Source organism: Geomonas propionica (assembly GCF_016458235.1).
GTDB lineage: Bacteria > Desulfobacterota > Desulfuromonadia > Geobacterales > Geobacteraceae > Geomonas > Geomonas propionica.
In genome coordinates, this window is record NZ_JAEMHK010000003.1 from 229,537 (window position 1) to 245,784 (window position 16,248).

At 64.2% G+C, this 16,248-nt stretch carries 13 protein-coding genes; 8 read left to right on the top strand and 5 right to left on the bottom strand.

What is annotated here, in order from left to right; all coding sequences use genetic code 11:
- Positions 1 to 22: 22 nt before the first annotated feature.
- A complete protein-coding gene (locus JFN90_RS05695; RefSeq protein WP_199394133.1) occupies positions 23 to 505 on the top strand; it encodes a rubrerythrin in 483 nt (160 codons plus the stop codon).
- A 27-nt stretch (positions 506 to 532) separates the two neighbouring features.
- Here JFN90_RS05695 and JFN90_RS05700 read toward each other — a convergent pair whose 3' ends face one another.
- From JFN90_RS05700 to JFN90_RS05720, 5 genes are all read right to left on the bottom strand, one after another.
- Positions 533 to 2,089 carry a LysM peptidoglycan-binding domain-containing protein gene (locus tag JFN90_RS05700; protein ID WP_199394134.1) on the bottom strand — a complete coding sequence of 519 codons (1,557 nt, stop codon included), beginning with the start codon at positions 2,087 to 2,089 and terminating at the stop codon, positions 533 to 535.
- A 79-nt stretch (positions 2,090 to 2,168) separates the two neighbouring features.
- Complete coding sequence (locus tag JFN90_RS05705) at positions 2,169 to 3,635, bottom strand: hypothetical protein (protein WP_199394135.1); 1,467 nt, start codon at positions 3,633 to 3,635, stop codon at positions 2,169 to 2,171.
- Between the two features lie 159 nt (positions 3,636 to 3,794).
- Positions 3,795 to 4,565: an amidohydrolase family protein gene (locus JFN90_RS05710; protein ID WP_199394136.1), complete on the bottom strand. Its 771-nt coding sequence runs from the start codon at positions 4,563 to 4,565 to the stop codon at positions 3,795 to 3,797.
- Between the two features lie 19 nt (positions 4,566 to 4,584).
- Entirely contained in the window at positions 4,585 to 5,049 is a 465-nt protein-coding gene (locus tag JFN90_RS05715; protein ID WP_199394137.1) for a DUF2721 domain-containing protein, read from the bottom strand.
- A gap of 27 nt (positions 5,050 to 5,076) precedes the next feature.
- The gene (locus JFN90_RS05720; RefSeq protein WP_199394138.1) at positions 5,077 to 5,565 is read right to left on the bottom strand and encodes a hypothetical protein; all 489 of its coding nucleotides are present in this window, start codon (positions 5,563 to 5,565) and stop codon (positions 5,077 to 5,079) included.
- Between the two features lie 567 nt (positions 5,566 to 6,132).
- On the opposite strand from JFN90_RS05720, the gene JFN90_RS05725 reads away from it, so the two are divergent.
- From JFN90_RS05725 to lpdA, 7 genes are all read left to right on the top strand, one after another.
- Complete coding sequence (locus JFN90_RS05725; protein ID WP_199394139.1) at positions 6,133 to 8,901, top strand: Rne/Rng family ribonuclease; 2,769 nt, start codon at positions 6,133 to 6,135, stop codon at positions 8,899 to 8,901.
- 13 nt (positions 8,902 to 8,914) lie between these two features.
- The gene (locus JFN90_RS05730) at positions 8,915 to 9,697 is read left to right on the top strand and encodes a hypothetical protein (RefSeq protein ID WP_199394140.1); all 783 of its coding nucleotides are present in this window, start codon (positions 8,915 to 8,917) and stop codon (positions 9,695 to 9,697) included.
- A gap of 21 nt (positions 9,698 to 9,718) precedes the next feature.
- Positions 9,719 to 10,093: a fluoride efflux transporter CrcB gene (gene crcB / locus JFN90_RS05735; RefSeq protein ID WP_199394141.1), complete on the top strand. Its 375-nt coding sequence runs from the start codon at positions 9,719 to 9,721 to the stop codon at positions 10,091 to 10,093.
- A 61-nt stretch (positions 10,094 to 10,154) separates the two neighbouring features.
- Positions 10,155 to 10,532 (top strand): DUF190 domain-containing protein, encoded by a 378-nt coding sequence (locus tag JFN90_RS05740; protein WP_199394142.1) that lies wholly within the window; start codon positions 10,155 to 10,157, stop codon positions 10,530 to 10,532.
- Between the two features lie 54 nt (positions 10,533 to 10,586).
- On the top strand, positions 10,587 to 13,277 hold the full coding sequence (locus JFN90_RS05745; protein ID WP_199394143.1) for a 2-oxoglutarate dehydrogenase E1 component: 2,691 nt from the start codon (positions 10,587 to 10,589) through the stop codon (positions 13,275 to 13,277).
- A gap of 178 nt (positions 13,278 to 13,455) precedes the next feature.
- The gene (odhB, locus tag JFN90_RS05750; RefSeq protein ID WP_199394144.1) at positions 13,456 to 14,763 is read left to right on the top strand and encodes a 2-oxoglutarate dehydrogenase complex dihydrolipoyllysine-residue succinyltransferase; all 1,308 of its coding nucleotides are present in this window, start codon (positions 13,456 to 13,458) and stop codon (positions 14,761 to 14,763) included.
- A 78-nt stretch (positions 14,764 to 14,841) separates the two neighbouring features.
- On the top strand, positions 14,842 to 16,248 hold the full coding sequence (gene lpdA / locus JFN90_RS05755) for a dihydrolipoyl dehydrogenase (protein WP_199394145.1): 1,407 nt from the start codon (positions 14,842 to 14,844) through the stop codon (positions 16,246 to 16,248).

Sequence of the window (16,248 nt, forward strand, 5' to 3'; positions counted from 1 at the left end):
TTTTAAATAGGAGGGTTTTAAGATGCAAGAAGCGATAGCGTTTCGTGTCGCGGCAAGTGCAGGTCAGGTTCTGGGGGTGTGCGAGAGGGCGGAATTCACCTGCGCCGAGCTTTACCACTACTTTGCCAGCCTGTTCAAGGACGATCGGGAGATCTTCTACATCTGGCTTAAGAGCGCCCTCGAGCGGGAGAACCGGGCCAGGTTGCTGACCCTGGTCGGCAAGCTCGCGCTGGACGACGTGATAGAGGGGGTGCACCTGGAGCTGGCGGAGGCGGAGGAGGTCCTGGCCAAGGTCCGCGCCTCGCTGGAACTGGCAAAAGAAGAGCCCCCCGAGGTTCGGGAGGCTCTCCAGCTTGGCATCGATCTCGAGCGCACCCTGGACCGGATCACCATGGAAAAGGTGGTGCAGTTCTCCGAGTCGTACCAGAAGTGGTTCCTGGCCATCATGAACCGTGACCAGGTCGAGCTTTTGCAACACGCCTACAAACAGCTGGGCCAGGACTGACCCGGCTCCAATATTGTCACCACGCGGCTACCGGGTTTCCTGACGGTAGCCGTTCAATTTTGCCAGCTCCCGCACCAGCGGATCGACCTTGCGGTCCGTGATGAAGATCCTGCCTCCCTTGGCGTCGTTGAGCATCACGCCCGGCATGCGCACCCCGTATCCCTTCTCCCAAAGCGACCACAGTTCCTGCTCCCCGTAGCGCCCGGCAACGTCCAGCCGGTTCAACAGCTTGTCGGACAGGCTCTGCAGGTCGTCGTGATCCTGGACCGGGATGACCTGGTACCCCTTTCCTTCCAAGAGGTTAGTGAGCGATTCGCCCATCGGATCCCCCTGGAAACGCGCCAGCACGTAACGCTTGCCGTTTTTCTCGAAGTAGCGGTACACGGGGATCTCCAGCCGCACTCCGTTGTTGTCGTCGGCGTAGAGGTCGATGCTCTTGTCGGCCTGGAAGCGGATGCCCAATGCTTCCAGGAGCGCGTCCGCGATGCCACGGGGATCCTTCTCCGGGATCTGGTACAGCACGCTGTCGTCCGGTCTGCCGGTGATGATGGGCGCGGTCGAGGGGGTCTCCACCAGTTTGAAGCCGTGGGAGGCCAGGAGGCGGACCAGTGCCTGCGGTGTGGCCGGGCGCTTGCCGGGGACCTTGAGCAGGGTAATGTCCTGGCGCAGCAGGCTGTCCTGGCTCTTCTCGATCTTGAAGTCCGCCTGGACGACCACCTTGCAGTCGCTGCCGAAGTCGACCAGGAAGTCCTCTTCGAAAGAATAGAAGCGAGCGGCAGTCAGCAGGGCGCGGTAAAAGGCCCGGGTGTTGTCGGGGCGCTCGGAAACCACGCTCAACTGCTGGTTCTTCTCCTGAAGCAGCGACTTGACCAGCGGCGGGAGCGAGGCGTCCGCGTCGACCAGGATGGTGCCCCCGTCCTGGGCGGCCAGCACCGGGTAGCGCTGCGGGTCAAGCGAGAGCGAGAAAGCGCTGGAGAGATAATCGAGCTGGGCCTTGCTGGAGGGGGCGTTGGGGACCAGTTGCGGCCAGACCTGTGCTGCGTCCTGCACCGCCTCGGGGTTGCGGGCAGCCGACTGCGCGCCCGACTGCTGCGCCGTCGGGGCCCTCAGGAACATCATGGTGTGCCCCTTGGCCTCGGCCGGGGCGGTTCTGCCAGTTTTGGCGGCTGCGACCTTGACGGCGCGGCGCGGCTTCTGCCTGGCGACGTGCTCGCCGGCTTCGATCGGGATGAGAAGCGTGCTTCCCACCTGCAGCCGGCGGATGTCGGCCAGATGATTGGCCGATTTCACTCTGTGGGCCACCGCGTCGGCCCGGTCGCCGGTGATGCCGTACTCCCTGGCCAGCACCCGGTACAGGAAATCGCCCCGCTTCACCTTGTAGGTCACCGTACCGGACGCCTTGGCAGCTGGCTTCGCTTTCGGGGCCGGAGCCTGCTTCGGGGCCGGAGCCGGCATGGGGTATTTCTTGGCAAGGACGGCTGGTTCAATCTCGAACTTCTTGTCGATGGCAAAAGACGTTAACGGAAAAGCGCCCAGCAGGATAAGGGCCAGGCCCAGTTGCTTCTTGTCGATACTAACCAGCATGCAAACTCCCAAAAAAAATAGTTAACGCGTTGTGCGACGGCATGAAAAGAACAGTATTCATGGATGACGTGGCGGTGCCTTACTTGTGTCCCTGGACGGGCAGTTGCAACACGATCCCCACGATGCGCGGGTCCGAGGTGCGGTAGATCGCGATTTCGGCGCCGTTCTTGGCCTTCCTGGTCTCGACGGCAAGGCCGTTTTGTGCCCTGGTCTCGCCGTCAACCGGGAGGTCGGCACCGGTTGCTTCCTTGAAGTAGCGCCCGAGCAGCCCCTCGGTCAGGTCGACCGTACCGTCTCCCACTACCTGGATCGCCCTGACCTTCCCCTGCTCGCGGAAGATCCTGAACTCTTTGCGATCACCATGATAGAGCTCCCAGCCCGGATGTGCCGCAGCATAGGCGGCGTCCGCGGGGACCTTGGGGATGAACGCTGGCAGGTTCCCGGCACCCTGCTCCATTGCCGGCGCGGCCTGGGGGGCGGCCGGGGCGGGTGTCGAGGCGGCCGGGGCGCCCAGGGAGCGCAGCGCGGAGGGCGCCGGCTTCGGTCTCTGCCAGAGCACGATACCCAGTGCCAGCACCACTACGCCCAATGCTGCGAGCCCCGCGGTGAGCCTTTTGCTCTTTCCGCTGCCGGCAGGCTCTGGGGTGTGCGCCGAGTCATCTTCGTCCGGGTCCACCCCGCACAGTTCGGGCGGTTTCCGGTAGATCTGATCCGGAGTCGGGTACAGGGACTTGGGCGCACTCCGCGCGGGCTTTGCCGGCGGCGACTGGGAGTCTGAAGTGGCAGGCACTGCCTGCGCTGGCTCCTGGCCTACCGGGGCGGGCGCCGCCTGCGCGGACTCCTGGACTGGGGCCAGTTCGACCACCGGGGGGGACAGCACTGCGGGCTCGAACGCGGGCCTTGGGCTATAGGGGGATGACGGCTCCTCGCCAGTGACGAAAAAGCCGATCTCCTCTATGAACCCGTTTTCGACCTCTTCGGCCGCAGACAGGACCGGCGCGGTTCTTTTCCCCGCCGCGGAATCCTCTTCGACCTGGTCCTGCCACAACGGGGCGAGGTGCGGTTCGAAAGCCGCATCGTCAAAGTCGGGGATTTCGTAGTCGGACTGGTCATCCAGGGTGAAAAGGTCGGGAAGCTTGCCAACGTCGGAGAGGTCGGAAAAATCGGCTGGGGCCTTTGGGGGTACCCCGGCAACAACTTCCGTGGCCAGGAACTGCATCACCTCGCTGCTCAGGCGCGCAGTGGGAAGGGCGAGGCTGAAGGAGCCGTCGAAGCCCGCCGGGGGGGGCACCTCACCGTCGGCAAGCAGGACCAACTGCAAGGCAGGATCCGCAACCAGTTCCCTGGTCCGGGTGGCGATCTCCTCTGCCGGGATGCCATCCAGGCTGCTCTGGATGAAGACGTAGCGCGGCTGCTCCTTGGCCAATCTCCTGACGGCACTGGGGAGGTCCGTCTCGAAGGTCAGGCTTTTCGGAGACTGGATGCGCAGGCTCTCGATAAGATCGAGTGCACGTTCATCACTGGTAATGAAGAAGATCTCAGCCATTCCATACCCATTACTTCTGAATGAGGTGAGTTAATCCTGTCCGTGAAGTTATATGTACCGGTACCGCCTGAATCTGAAGTGTAGGACGCTGTTTGTTTTTAATATAAAAAGATGCAAACGTCAAAATTATTTTAGATTAATACCTTGAGCAAGTGTTCATTAGTCGGCAGGTTTGCAGGATGCCGGGCGATAAAACTCTATGGCATTTTTATAGAGAACTTTGCCGGCCAGGTCGAGGTCGAGCGTGTCGAGTATGAGACGGAGGTCCTGGTCCGCGTAGGGGCGCGGGGCGCGGGTGGAAGGGAGGTCGGTGCCGAACATGAGGGCATCGGGGTTGGCGCGGCAGATATCCCGTATGGCGCCGGCCACGTCGAAGTCGACCCTGCCGAAGCCGGTCGCTTTCACGCGCACCCCGCGCTCCACCAGCGACAGCAGGGCGGGCAGCCCTGCCCGGGAGAGTCCGAGGTGGTCGATGCTGACCGCAGGGAGTCCGGCCAGGACGGGAGCGAGCTCAGGGAGCGCGCGGGAATCGACGTAGAGCTCAACGTGCCACCCCGCCAGTTCGTGGACCCGGCGCGCCATCCGGTCCAGGTGTTCCACCTTTTCGGATCCGCCGCGCTTGATGTTGAAGCGCACCGCGCGCACCCCGAGCCGGTCCAGTCGCAGCACCTCGTCGTTGCTCACCCCGGCGGAAAGCTGGGTCACCCCCACGAAGCGGGGGCCAAGGGTGGTGAGGGCGTCCTCCAGGTAGGACTGGTCCAGGGCCTGGAAGGAACCGGAGACGATGGCGCCGCCGGCGAGGTTCATGTCCGCGGTGCGCCGCAAGTAGTCATGGCAGGTGAAATCGTCGGGGAGGTAGCCCTCGTTTTCCACCAAGGGAAAGCGACGGTCGATGATGTGGAAGTGGCTGTCGAAGACGGGAAGGTCCATCTGCTACCTCCTGGGTCGGTCAGTGGCGCCGGTCGAGGTCCTGGTTCGGCCCGATCTGGAGGCTCGCCTTGGCGATGAAGATCTCGCGCAAAAAGCAGATCAGCCCCGACACCATGAGGATCATACCAACGATGAACAAAAGGGCGACCGGGAGCGAGATGTCGTAGCGCAGGTAGTCGCCTATGAAGAGCATGGCGATCACGGTGCAGACGAGGACCGCGGTGGCGGTGCACAAAAAGATGGCGTGCCCGATCAGGTCGGCGCGGCGCTTGAGTACGGCGAGGGCGAGGTGCAGCCGGGGTACCGCCTCCGGTTCGGCGTGCTCCAGTTTGCCCTCGTGGAAGCGGGCGCGGTCGATGACGCGCGCCAGCCGGTTGGTCATCACGCTCAGCATGGTGCCGATGGCGGTAAGCAGGAAGACGGGGGCGACCGAGAGCTGGATGACGTGGGCCATGGTGCCGATGGTCTGGGAATCGCGCAGCATCTATCTATTTCTCCTTGTGGATCCTGTTCATGTTTCGAAGCGTTGTTCGAGTTCCGCCCTGAACTGGTCCATGTCGATCCCCTTCAACCTGATCAGGTCCTTCATCACGGGATCGAGCATGGCGCTGGCGGTGATCAGTGTCGCCCTTTTCGCGCGGATTTCGCGGAGCGCCTTCTCGCGCCCCTCGTTGGTCAGCAGCAGGTCGGAACGCTCGTTGTAGAAACGGTGGATCAGGAAGTTCCTGGCCTTGAGCGCCTTTCTCAGCGCGTGCACCGACTCGTCGGTGAAGCCCACCTTCAGCTTGATCTCCTCCATGAGGCGCCCCATGGTCTGTGCCCCCAACGACTCCATGGAGCCCCGGAACGCCTCCTCGCTCAGGTCGCCGTCGCTCAGGTCGATCAGGAGCGTCACGATGAAGGAGATGTACAGCTCGATTCGCTGGCAGTCCTGGACCGCAGCTCCCATCTCCAGGTAGATGGGGTTCAGTGCTGTGACGTCGATTCTGGTTTCCTGCATGGCAGTACCTTCTGGAGTGCTCCGGCCGGAAGCGGCCGGGTCATGAATCCATAGCACAATTCTTGAGCGCCATAAACAGGTAATTGCGTGAAGAAGCCGCGTTGCGGGTCGGTGTCTGGGGGCGAGTCGAGGTGGCGCCTGCGGATGTCCCCTGCATTTTCCTGCGCTGCCCGGGGCAACGTCCGTGCGAGCCGTCGCCCGCGACGGACGGGGCGACGCTGCGGGGTGTGCCGCGGTAACTGTCTGAATATCCGCAGCTATTCATGTGTCTTGTGGCCGGGTTGTCCTCATGTGCAGCATCCCGACACGGCGCCAAGGCGCACAGTGAGAATCTCGCGCTGCACAATGCCGCGTGGTCACTATGCTTTTTTATGGTGCGGGAGAAAAAAACTCTGCTATAATCACTCGGTTTTCATTAATCTTGCCAGCCCCGGCTCCTTATCGGGGATGCATATAAGAGCAAACACGACCGGCCCGGCCGGCGTGACCACAAACTGGGCTTGATGGGCGCCCTGGTCCCGAGATGACCGGCCCCGCAGCCCCTAAAGGAAAGGGAACAACGTACATATGTCAAAGAAGATGCTGATTAATGCGCTCCATGCTGAAGAGGCGCGGGTGGCGATCGTCGAGGACGGCCGCCTGGTGGACCTGGATGTCGAGATTGCCGGCAACGAACAGACGCGCGGCAATATCTATAAAGGCGTCGTGGTCCGGGTGGAGCAGGGACTGCAGGCCGCCTTCGTGGATATCGGCCTGAAGAAGCTGGGCTTTTTGCAGATGGGCGAGCTGCACCCGGAGAACTGGAAATGGCGTGAGGACATCCCCGAGGAGCAGCGCCACCGCCGTCCGCGCATCCAGGAGGTGCTGAGAAGGGGCCAGGAGTTGCTGGTCCAGGTGGAGAAGGGGGAGCGCGACAACAAGGGCTCGGCCCTCACCACCTACGTTTCGCTGCCGGGGCGCTACATGGTGTTGATGCCGGGGAGCGACTCCGCCGGGATCTCCCGCAAGGTGGAAGCGGAGGGGGAGCGCAAGAAGCTCAAGGAAATCATCGCCGACATGACCATCCCGGAAGGGTACGGCTACATCATCCGGACCGAGGCCATGGGGCGCACCCGCGACGAGCTGCAGAAGGACCTCGACAGTCTGGTAGCGATGTACGAAGGGATCAGGGATAAAGGGGCGGTGATGAAGGGGGCTGGCATGGTCTACCAGGAATCCGCCCTGATCATCCGCACCATCCGCGACTACTTCTCCGCCGACATCGACGAGGTGCTGGTCGACAGCAAGGACGTCTTCACGGACGTGCGCGAGGCTCTCAAGGAGATCGATCCGGCGTTCGAGAAGCTGGTCAAGATGCACCAGGAAAAGCGTCCCATCTTCTCCCGCTACCAGCTGGAGGAGCAGATCGACCTGATCTACGAGAAGAAGGTGCCGCTCAAATCCGGTGGCTCCATCTTCATCGAGCCCACCGAGGCGCTGGTCTCCATCGATGTCAACTCGGGCAAGTCCACCGGCGAGAAGGGGGTCGAGGACACCGCGTTCAAGACCAACATGGAAGCCGCCGAGGAGGCTGCGCGCCAGTTGCGGCTGCGCGACCTGGGCGGGCTCATCGTCATCGACTTCATCGACATGCGCGACAGAAAGCACAACGCCGAGGTCGAGAAGACCCTCAAGAGCGCGCTCAAAGCGGACAAGGCGCGCGTGAACGTGGCGCGCATCTCGGAGTTCGGGCTCCTGGAGATGTCCCGCCAGCGTATCCGCCAGACCTTGAACCAAGCCAGCAGCCTCGAGTGCCCCCACTGTGACGGCAGGGGCAAGGTGAAGTCGGTCGAGGCGATGGCCCTTTCCTTCCTGAGGAAGGTGCATGCCGCCGCCGCCAAGGGGACCGTCGGCGAGGTGGTGGGCAGCCTGCCGCTCGAAGTGGCCTACTACCTCTTGAACCGCAAGCGCCATGAGCTCTCCCAGATCGAGAACGACTACGACATCGAGGTCACGGTGAAGGGGAAACCCTCTTACCTGCTGAACCAGATGGAGCTCGAACTGGTCAAGCGGGAGAAACTGCCGCAGGAGGAGCTGCCGCAGGAAAGATCGTTCCAGGCGAAGACGGCCAAGGAAGAACATGCCACCGCCGAGTCTGCCGACGGGCGCAAGAAAAAGAAGAGAGGGAAGAAGGCCCAGGAGCCGGAAGCCGCGAGCCACCCCATCGAAGCGGTGCCGGTCGCGCAGGTCGAGGAGCCTGCCGGCGAGGCGCACGTGGTGGCGCTGGAGGCGGAGCCCGAGGAGCACAAGAAGAAGCGCCGGCGCAAGCGCAAGCGCGGCAAGGGGGGCGCCGCCGAGGGTGGCGCGGAGCACGCAGCCGAGGACATGGTGGAACTTGCCGGGGCAACTCCGGCCGAACTCGCCGCACCGGGTGCCGTCGAGGAACACGACGTGGAGCATGGCGCCGAGCAGGCGCACCCTGAAGGCGAAGAGGTGAAGAAGAAACGCCGCCGCAAGAGACGGCGCGGTAAGGGTGGCCATGACGGCCTTGCCGCCGGCGAGCACAAGCCGGGCGAGTCCAGCGAGGGCACCGGCGAGTCAGCTGCGGTAGCGGTGCAGGCCGCGCCGGTTGCCGAGAGCGCTGCCGCTGCTGGCGAGGGAGTCGAGAAGAAACCCGCGCACAAGAGAAGGGGACGCGGCAAGGGAGGCGCAGCCGAGGGCGCGCCCGAGGCGGTCGTCGCAAGTGCGGCGGCTCACACTGCCGCGGCCGAGGCGCCAGCAGTGCAGCACTCGCTGCCGACCGATGCTGCGCCCGCCGAGGCGGTGAAACCAGAGCGGAAGGGACGTACACCGCGCAAAGCCAAGGCTGCCGTTGAGGCCGCCGCTGCATCAACGGCACCCGCTGCCGCGCCGGCTGTCGAGCCTGCCGCAGCGCAGGATAAACCGGCGCAGGCGAAAAAGAGAAAGAGCGCGAAGCCTGCGGCAGCAGAGGCGCCGGTAGCGGCGCCGGCCGTGGCCACAGTCACCGAAGCGTCGGCCGCCCTGCCCAAGGCCGCCAAAGCCCCCCGCAACCCCAAGGCAGCAAAAGCCCCCGCACCGGCCGTCGAGCCGCAAGCGGCCAAGGCGCCTGCGGAGCCCCAAAAGGCCACGACCGTCAAGGAGCCGAAGCCGAAAAAGGCGACCAAGGCGGCCAAGGCGGCCAAGGCGACCGAGGCGAAGCCTGCCGCAGCGGCGCCGGAGCTGGAGAAGGCTCCCGCCAAGCGCACCAGGAAAACGGCTCCGCCTGCCGCACCGGTCGAGGAGAAGCCCAAGAAGCCGCGGGCTCCTCGTAAGAAGAAAGAAGAGACTTCCGCCTGATCGTGAGGATGCCATGAGGACACTTTTGTTCACCGTCCTGGTCCTTTGCTGTGCCCTCCCTGCCGCGGCGGGAACGCTGGAAGAACTGACGCCCTATTTTTCCACCCAGTACTTCACCTGGCAGGAGCGTATCGACGGCAGGAGGCTGCTGAAGGAAGAAGGCCCCCTCTTTGCCGCGGGGGTCCGGGTCGGTGCCGTCACCGATACCGTCTTCACACTGAAAGCAAAAGGGGAACTGTTCGGGGGCGAGGTCGGCTACCGCGGCGAGACGCAAGGCGCCGACCCGGCGCCGGTACGTACCCGGGTCACCTACCTCGGCACGACCGGCGAAGTTGACCTGGGCTACCGCCTGCGCTCCGAAGCCCTCGTCCTCGAGCCTTTCGGCGGTATCGGCTATCGCTATTGGCTCAGAGACCTGCAAGACAGCAGCGCCCCCGACGGCACCCGGGTCTACGGCTACACCGAGGCTTGGACCATGGGGTACGGCCGGGTGGGCGCACGCGCCGCGACTTCTTCGGCGGGGGTGAAGCTCACGGCCTGTGGCGGCGCCAAGTACCCCTTCTACGTCGGCAACACCGTCGATTTCGCCGGCAGCGGCGAGACCACCTTCCGTCCCAAGGGGAGGTGGAGCGGGTTTGCCGAGGCCGGCGCCGGCTATCGCTCCCTGAGCATGTCCCTTTATTACGAGGGGTTCCGTTTCCACCAGTCCGATCTCAAGATGGTCCAGGGGACCGCTTACTTCCAGCCTGATTCCTCCTCCGACATCTTCGGGATGAGGGTCGGCTGGACCTTCTAACCTCCGCACTACGGTTTTTCAATGGAGCAGGCGATCTACATAGCCCTTCTGGGCGCCCTGGGCTGTTTGTCGCGCTATTTTCTCTCCGGCTTCGTGTACCGGGTCTGCGGCAACGCCTTCCCCTATGGCACCCTTGCCGTCAACGTCATTGGGGCCTTCCTGATCGGGCTCATCATGGAGTTCTCCATCAGGAGCGCCCTCGTCCCCCCCACGCTACGTTTCGCCCTCACCGTAGGCTTTCTCGGCGGGCTTACCACCTTCTCCACCTTCAGCCTGGAAACCTTCCGCCTCATCGAGGAGGGAGCGCTGCTACTGGCATTCGCCAACATCCTGTTGAGCGTCGTCTCCTGTCTTGGCTGCACCTGGCTCGGCATCATGGTGGCGCGTTGGCTGTAGGCCGAGGTCGAGAAGGGCGCGCCGCATTAACTGACAAGTAATTTCCCCCAAGGAGCGACATATGAAGGACAGGGACATGAGCCTGGAGAGTGACAGAAAAGGGATGCTCGGTGAGCAGGTGCTGCTGAGGATCTTCATTGGAGAACGGGACAAGTACAAGCACATCCCGCTCTACGAGGCGCTGGTGGAACTGTTCCGCACCAAGGGCTTCGCCGGCGCCACCGTCTTGCGCGGCGTGGCCGGGTTCGGCGCGCACAGTATGTACCATACCGACCGCCTGCTGCGGCTCTCCACCGACCTGCCCATGGTGATCGAGGTGGTCGACGAGAGGACGCGCGTTGAGGCGGCTCTTCCCACCGTGGAGGAGATGATGGACGGCGGCATGATAACCCTGGAGAAGGTACAGGTCTGGCGCTACGCCAAGAAGCGCACGGCTTGAAACGAAGAACCCATCTGCTACACTCTCACCTTGTTCATGAAAAGGAGCGGATAGATGGGCATATTAGAAAACCTGACCCCCCAGTGGATCGAGAGCCAGTACGAGCTGTGGCAACAGGACCCGCAGCAACTCTCAGAAGAATGGCGCGCCTTCTTCACCGGTTTTGAACTGGCGGAGGGGCGTCCCGCAGGCGCTGCGGTAGCCGCTGGGGGCGACGAGGCGCTGAAACAATCGGGAGTCCAGTCACTCATATATCGTTACCGGGACATCGGGCACCTCCTCGCCTGCACCGATCCCCTTTCCCCCTGCCAGATCGAACATCCTCTGCTGTCCCTTTCCGCCTTCGGGCTGGAACCCGCCGACCTCGACAAGACCTTCGTCACCAGGCGCTTCATGAGACGCAGCGCGACCCTGAGGGAGATCCTGCAGGTGCTGCGCAGCACCTACTGCGGCTCGGTCGGTGTCGAATTCATGTACCTGCAGGACCCGGACGAGCGCCAATGGCTCATCGACCGCATGGAACCTGGCGGCAACCGCGGCTTCTTCACCCCGGAGCAGCGGCTGCTACTGCTGAAAAAGCTCAAGGAAGCCGCCCTTTTCGAGCGCGAGCTGCACAAGAGGTTCCCGGGGCAGACCCGCTTCTCATTGGAGGGGGGCGACATCCTGATTCCCATGCTGGACGCCGCCGTCACCAAGGCCGCTGCGCTGGGCGTCACCGACGTCGTCTTCGGGATGCCGCATCGCGGCCGCTTGAACGTCCTTTGCAACATCTTCGGGATGCCGTACGAGAACATGTTCGCGGAGTTCGCCGATAACGCCGAGTACGGCGTGGTGGGCGAGGGGGACGTCAAGTACCACAAGGGCTTCTCGGTCGATCTCCCCGCCGAAGGGGGCGGTTCAGTGCATCTGACCCTCACCTCCAACCCGAGTCACCTCGAGGCAATCGACCCGGTGGTGCAGGGGAAATGCCGCGCCCGGCAGGACCGTATCGGCGAGCAAGGGGAGGCGCGGGTGCTGCCGCTTCTGATCCACGGCGATGCCGCCTTCTCCGGCCAGGGGGTGGTCGCCGAGACGCTGAACCTCTCGCAGCTGGCCGGCTACCGGACCGGCGGCACCCTCCATATCGTGCTCAACAACCAGATCGGCTTCACCACCAGCGCCGCCGATGCCCGCTCCAGCCACTATGCCACCGACGTTGCCAAGATGGTCCAGGCGCCGGTGTTCCACGTCTACGGTGACGATGCCGAGGCCGTGGTCCATGTCACCGAGCTGGCGGTCGCCTACCGGGATCGCTTCCGCAAGGATGTGGTGGTCGAGGTGATCTGCTACCGCAGGCACGGGCACAACGAGGGGGATGAGCCCTACTTCACCCAGCCGCTCATGTACCAGCAGATCAAGCTCCGCCCGCAACTGCACGCCCTCTACGAGATGGAACTCCTCGCCGAGGGGGTCCCCGAGGAGGAGCTGAAGGCGATCGAGAACGAGGTGGTGCAGCGCCTGACGCAGGCGGGTGAGCGGCAGGCCGCACCGGTCGAATCGGCGTTTCTGGCACGCTGGAGCGGGATGAAGCCGGGCGTCGCCAAGGTCGTGGTCCCGACCGCCGTTGCCTCAGCAACCCTCCTGGAACTCTCCGAACAACTGTCCCGCATCCCCGAAGGGTTCCAGCCGCACCCCAAGGTGGCCGCCGTGCTGCAAAAGCGCCGCGACTCCGTCATCAAGGGGGGACCGCTCGACTGGGGCAACGTCGAGACCCTCGCCTACGCCTCGCTCCTTTCCACCGGCGTCTCGATCCGGCTTTCCGGCCAGGACGTGCGCCGCGGCACCTTCAGCCACCGTCACTCCACCCTCTTCGACCAGCAGACCGGGGAAACCTACCTGCCGCTTTGCAGCGTGCTGGACAAGGGTGCGCGCTTTTGCGCCTTCGACAGCATGCTGGCCGAATTCTCCGTGCTCGGTTTCGAGTACGGCTACTCGCTGGAGGCGCCCGACGCGCTCACCATCTGGGAGGCCCAGTACGGCGACTTCGTCAACGGCGCGCAGGTCATCATCGACCAGTTCCTGGTGAGCGGTGAGGCCAAGTGGGAGCGTTCCAACGGCCTGGTCCTGATGCTGCCGCACGGCTACGAAGGGCAGGGGGCGGAGCATTCCAGCGCGCGCATCGAACGTTTCCTGGAACTGGCCGCCGCGGGGAACATCCAGGTGGTCTATCCCACCACGCCGGCACAGCTTTTCCACGTGCTGCGCCGGCAGATGCTGCACCCCTTCCGCAAGCCGCTGGTGCTCTTCACCCCGAAGAGCCTGTTGCGCCATCCCGACTGCGTCTCGCGGCTGGAGGAGTTGAGCTCCGGCACCTTCCGCGAGGTGATCGCCGAGCCTGCCGTGGGCGAGTCGGTGCGCCAGGTAATCCTCTGCACCGGCAAGATCTATTACGACCTGTTGGGGCGGATCAGGAAGGACCAGTTGCAGGGGCATGCGCTGTTGCGGATAGAGCAGCTCTATCCTCTTCCCGTGGAGCAGTTGCGGGACGAGCTGCAGCGATATCCATCCGGCGCCCGCTACAGCTGGGTCCAGGAGGAACCGCGCAACATGGGGGCGTGGCGTTTCATTCACGAGCCCCTCATCGAGCTTTTGGGGACGGTGCCGAGGTACGTCGGTCGTCCCGATGCCGCAGCGCCCGCCTCCGGCTCGCACCGCCTGGACCGCGTCGAGCAGGAGCGCATCGTAGACGAAGCTCTGAAAATCTGAAAACACGTTCAAGGTTCAACGTCCAACGTTACCCGATGGGGGCAGGGGCCTGCCCCTTCGTTACGGCGCCCCCTTCCTGATGCAACAAGTTGGGAGAAGGCGGAACGGAGGGGAGAGCCAACTTGAACGTTGAACGTCGAACGTTGAACGTTGAACGGCTGTTAAAGGGGAGAAGCGCATGGATATCAAGGTACCGGCGGTTGGCGAGTCGGTGTACGAGGCGGTGATCGCCAGGTGGTTCAAGAAGGCGGGGGACGTGGTCGCCAAGGACGAAGCCCTCTGCGAGATCGAGACCGACAAGATCACCCTCGAAGTCACCGCGGAGGCGGACGGCGTACTGAGCATCACGGCCGCCGAGGGAGAGACGGTCAAGATCGGCGCTGTCATCGGCAGTATCGACGCCCGCAGCCCGGGTGCCGAACCCGCACAGGGTGGTGCCGAGAGCGCGGCTGCCGCTAAACCTGCCGGCAAGCCTGCCGCCAAGCCCGAGGCTAAGCCTGAGGCTAAGCCTGAGGCTAAGCCTGAGGCCAAGCCGGGGACACCCGGTCCCATGTCACCCTCGGGCAGAAAGCTCGCGCGCGAGCTGGGGGTCGAGCCCGGCGCCGTCCAGGGAAGCGGGCGCGGTGGGCGCATCACCAACGAGGATTTGATCAAGGCCCAAGGGGCGCGCGCCGAGGTTGCCGAGCCCGGGAAAGCTGCGGCCGCGTCGGTTGCTCCGGCTGCACCCACTGCGGCTCCCAAACCTGCAGCGCCAGCCGCACCTGCCGCTCCGGCGGGTGACCCGTCCGGGCGCGTGGTGCGCAAGCCCATGTCCCAGATCAGGAAGCGGATCGCCGAGCGCCTGGTCTCGGTGCGCCAGCACACCGCCATGCTCACCACCTTCAACGAGGTGGACATGAGCGAGGTAATGAAGCTCAGGAAAAAGCACGGCGAGCACTTCCAGCAGCGCCATAACGTGAAGCTCGGTTTCATGTCCCTCTTCGTGCGCGCCTGCTGCGCCGCCTTGCAGGAGTTCCCCGACGTCAACGCGAGCATCGACGGCGACGATATCGTCTACCACAACTACTGCGACGTCGGCGTCGCGGTGGGGAGCGAGCGCGGGCTGGTGGTGCCCGTGTTGCGGGGCGCGGAGAAGCTGAGCTTGGCGCAGATCGAGCAGACCATCGCCGGCTTCGCGGAGAAGGTGCGCAGTAACCGCATCGCCTTAGCCGATATCGAGGGGGGGACCTTCACCATCTCCAACGGAGGCGTTTACGGCTCCATGCTTTCCACCCCGATCCTCAACCCGCCTCAGTCCGGCGTGCTCGGCATGCACAACATCCAGGAGCGCGCGGTTGTGGTGGAGGGGCAGGTCGTGGTCCGTCCCATGATGTACCTCGCGCTTTCCTACGATCACCGCATCGTCGACGGCCAAGGCGCCGTCGGTTTCCTGAAGCGGGTCAAGGAATACATCGAGGACCCGGAAGAGATGTTGCTGGAGTGCTAACGGTGTCCGCCGCAGGGTAGCCTCCCCCTCCCGCGAGGAGTGGGGGGACTCACAGAAGATTTGGCATGGAGGGAAAAGATGTCCGAAGAAACATTCGATCTCATCGTCATCGGGGCCGGCCCCGGTGGTTATGTCGCCGCCATCAGGGGGGCGCAACTGGGCATGAAGGTGGCCGTGGTGGAAAAGCGCGGCTCACTGGGGGGCGTCTGTCTGAACGAAGGATGCATCCCCAGCAAGGCGCTCCTCGACTCCAGCGAACTGTACCACCTGGCCAAGGACCGCTTCGCCGTCCACGGCATCGAGGTGCAACCGCCCACGCTCAACCTCGGCCAGATGATGGCCCGCAAGGACGACGTGGTCAAAAAGCTCACCGACGGCATCGCCTTCCTCTTCAAGAAAAACAAGGTCGTCAGCTTCCTCGGCACCGCGTCGCTGCTCTCCTCCGAGAACGGCACGCACCGGGTCGAAGTCAAAGGCGAGGAGACCAAGGTCATTAGCGGCAAGAAGGTGATACTTGCCACCGGCAGCGAAGCGGTTCAGATCCCGACGCTCCCCTTTGACGGCGAGTCTGTGGTCAGTGCCCGCGAGGCGCTCTCCTTCCCAACGGTCCCGGAGCACCTCCTGGTGGTGGGTGGCGGCTACATCGGCCTCGAGCTCGGCTCGGTCTGGCTGCGCCTGGGCGCCAAGGTGACCGTGGTGGAACTCCTCCCCCGGCTGGTCGCCGGCAGCGACGGACAGGTGGCCGAGGCGCTGCAGCGATCCCTGAAGAAGCAGGGGATGGCCTTCATGCTGGGCGCCAAGGTGGCAGGGGTGGCAAAGAAGGATGGCAAGCTCCTGGCGCGCGTCGAGGGCGAGGGCGAAACGCAGGAGATCTCCTGCGACAAGGTCCTCGTGGCGGTAGGGCGCAGGCCGCTCACTGCGGGGCTGAACCTCGAGGGGGTGGGCATCGCCATGGACGGCGGCCGCATCCGCGTAGATGCCGACTACGCCACCAACGTCCCCGGCATCTACGCCATCGGCGACCTGATCGCGGGCCCCATGCTGGCACACAAGGCGATGGAGGAAGGGGCGGTCTGCGTGGAAAGGATGCACGGCGAGCCGAGCCAGGTCGATTACGGCTGCATCCCCGGCGTCTGCTACACCTGGCCCGAGGCCGCCTCGGTGGGGAAAACCGAGGAGGCGCTTAAGGAAGAGGGGGTCGCCTACAAATCCGGCAAGTTCAGCTTCATCGCCAACGGCCGCGCCAAGTGCATGGACGAGACCGAAGGGTTCGTCAAGTTGCTCACCGAGGCGGAAGGGGGGCGGCTGCTAGGCGTGCACATCCTAGGGCCGCGCGCCTCGGACATGATCGCCGAAGCGGTCACGGTAATGGCCTTTGGCGGCAGCGGCGAGGACATCGCCCTCACCATGCATGCCCATCCCACCCTCTCCGAGGCGATAAAGGAGGCGGCGCTCGACCTGGACAAGCGCGCCATCCACGGCTGA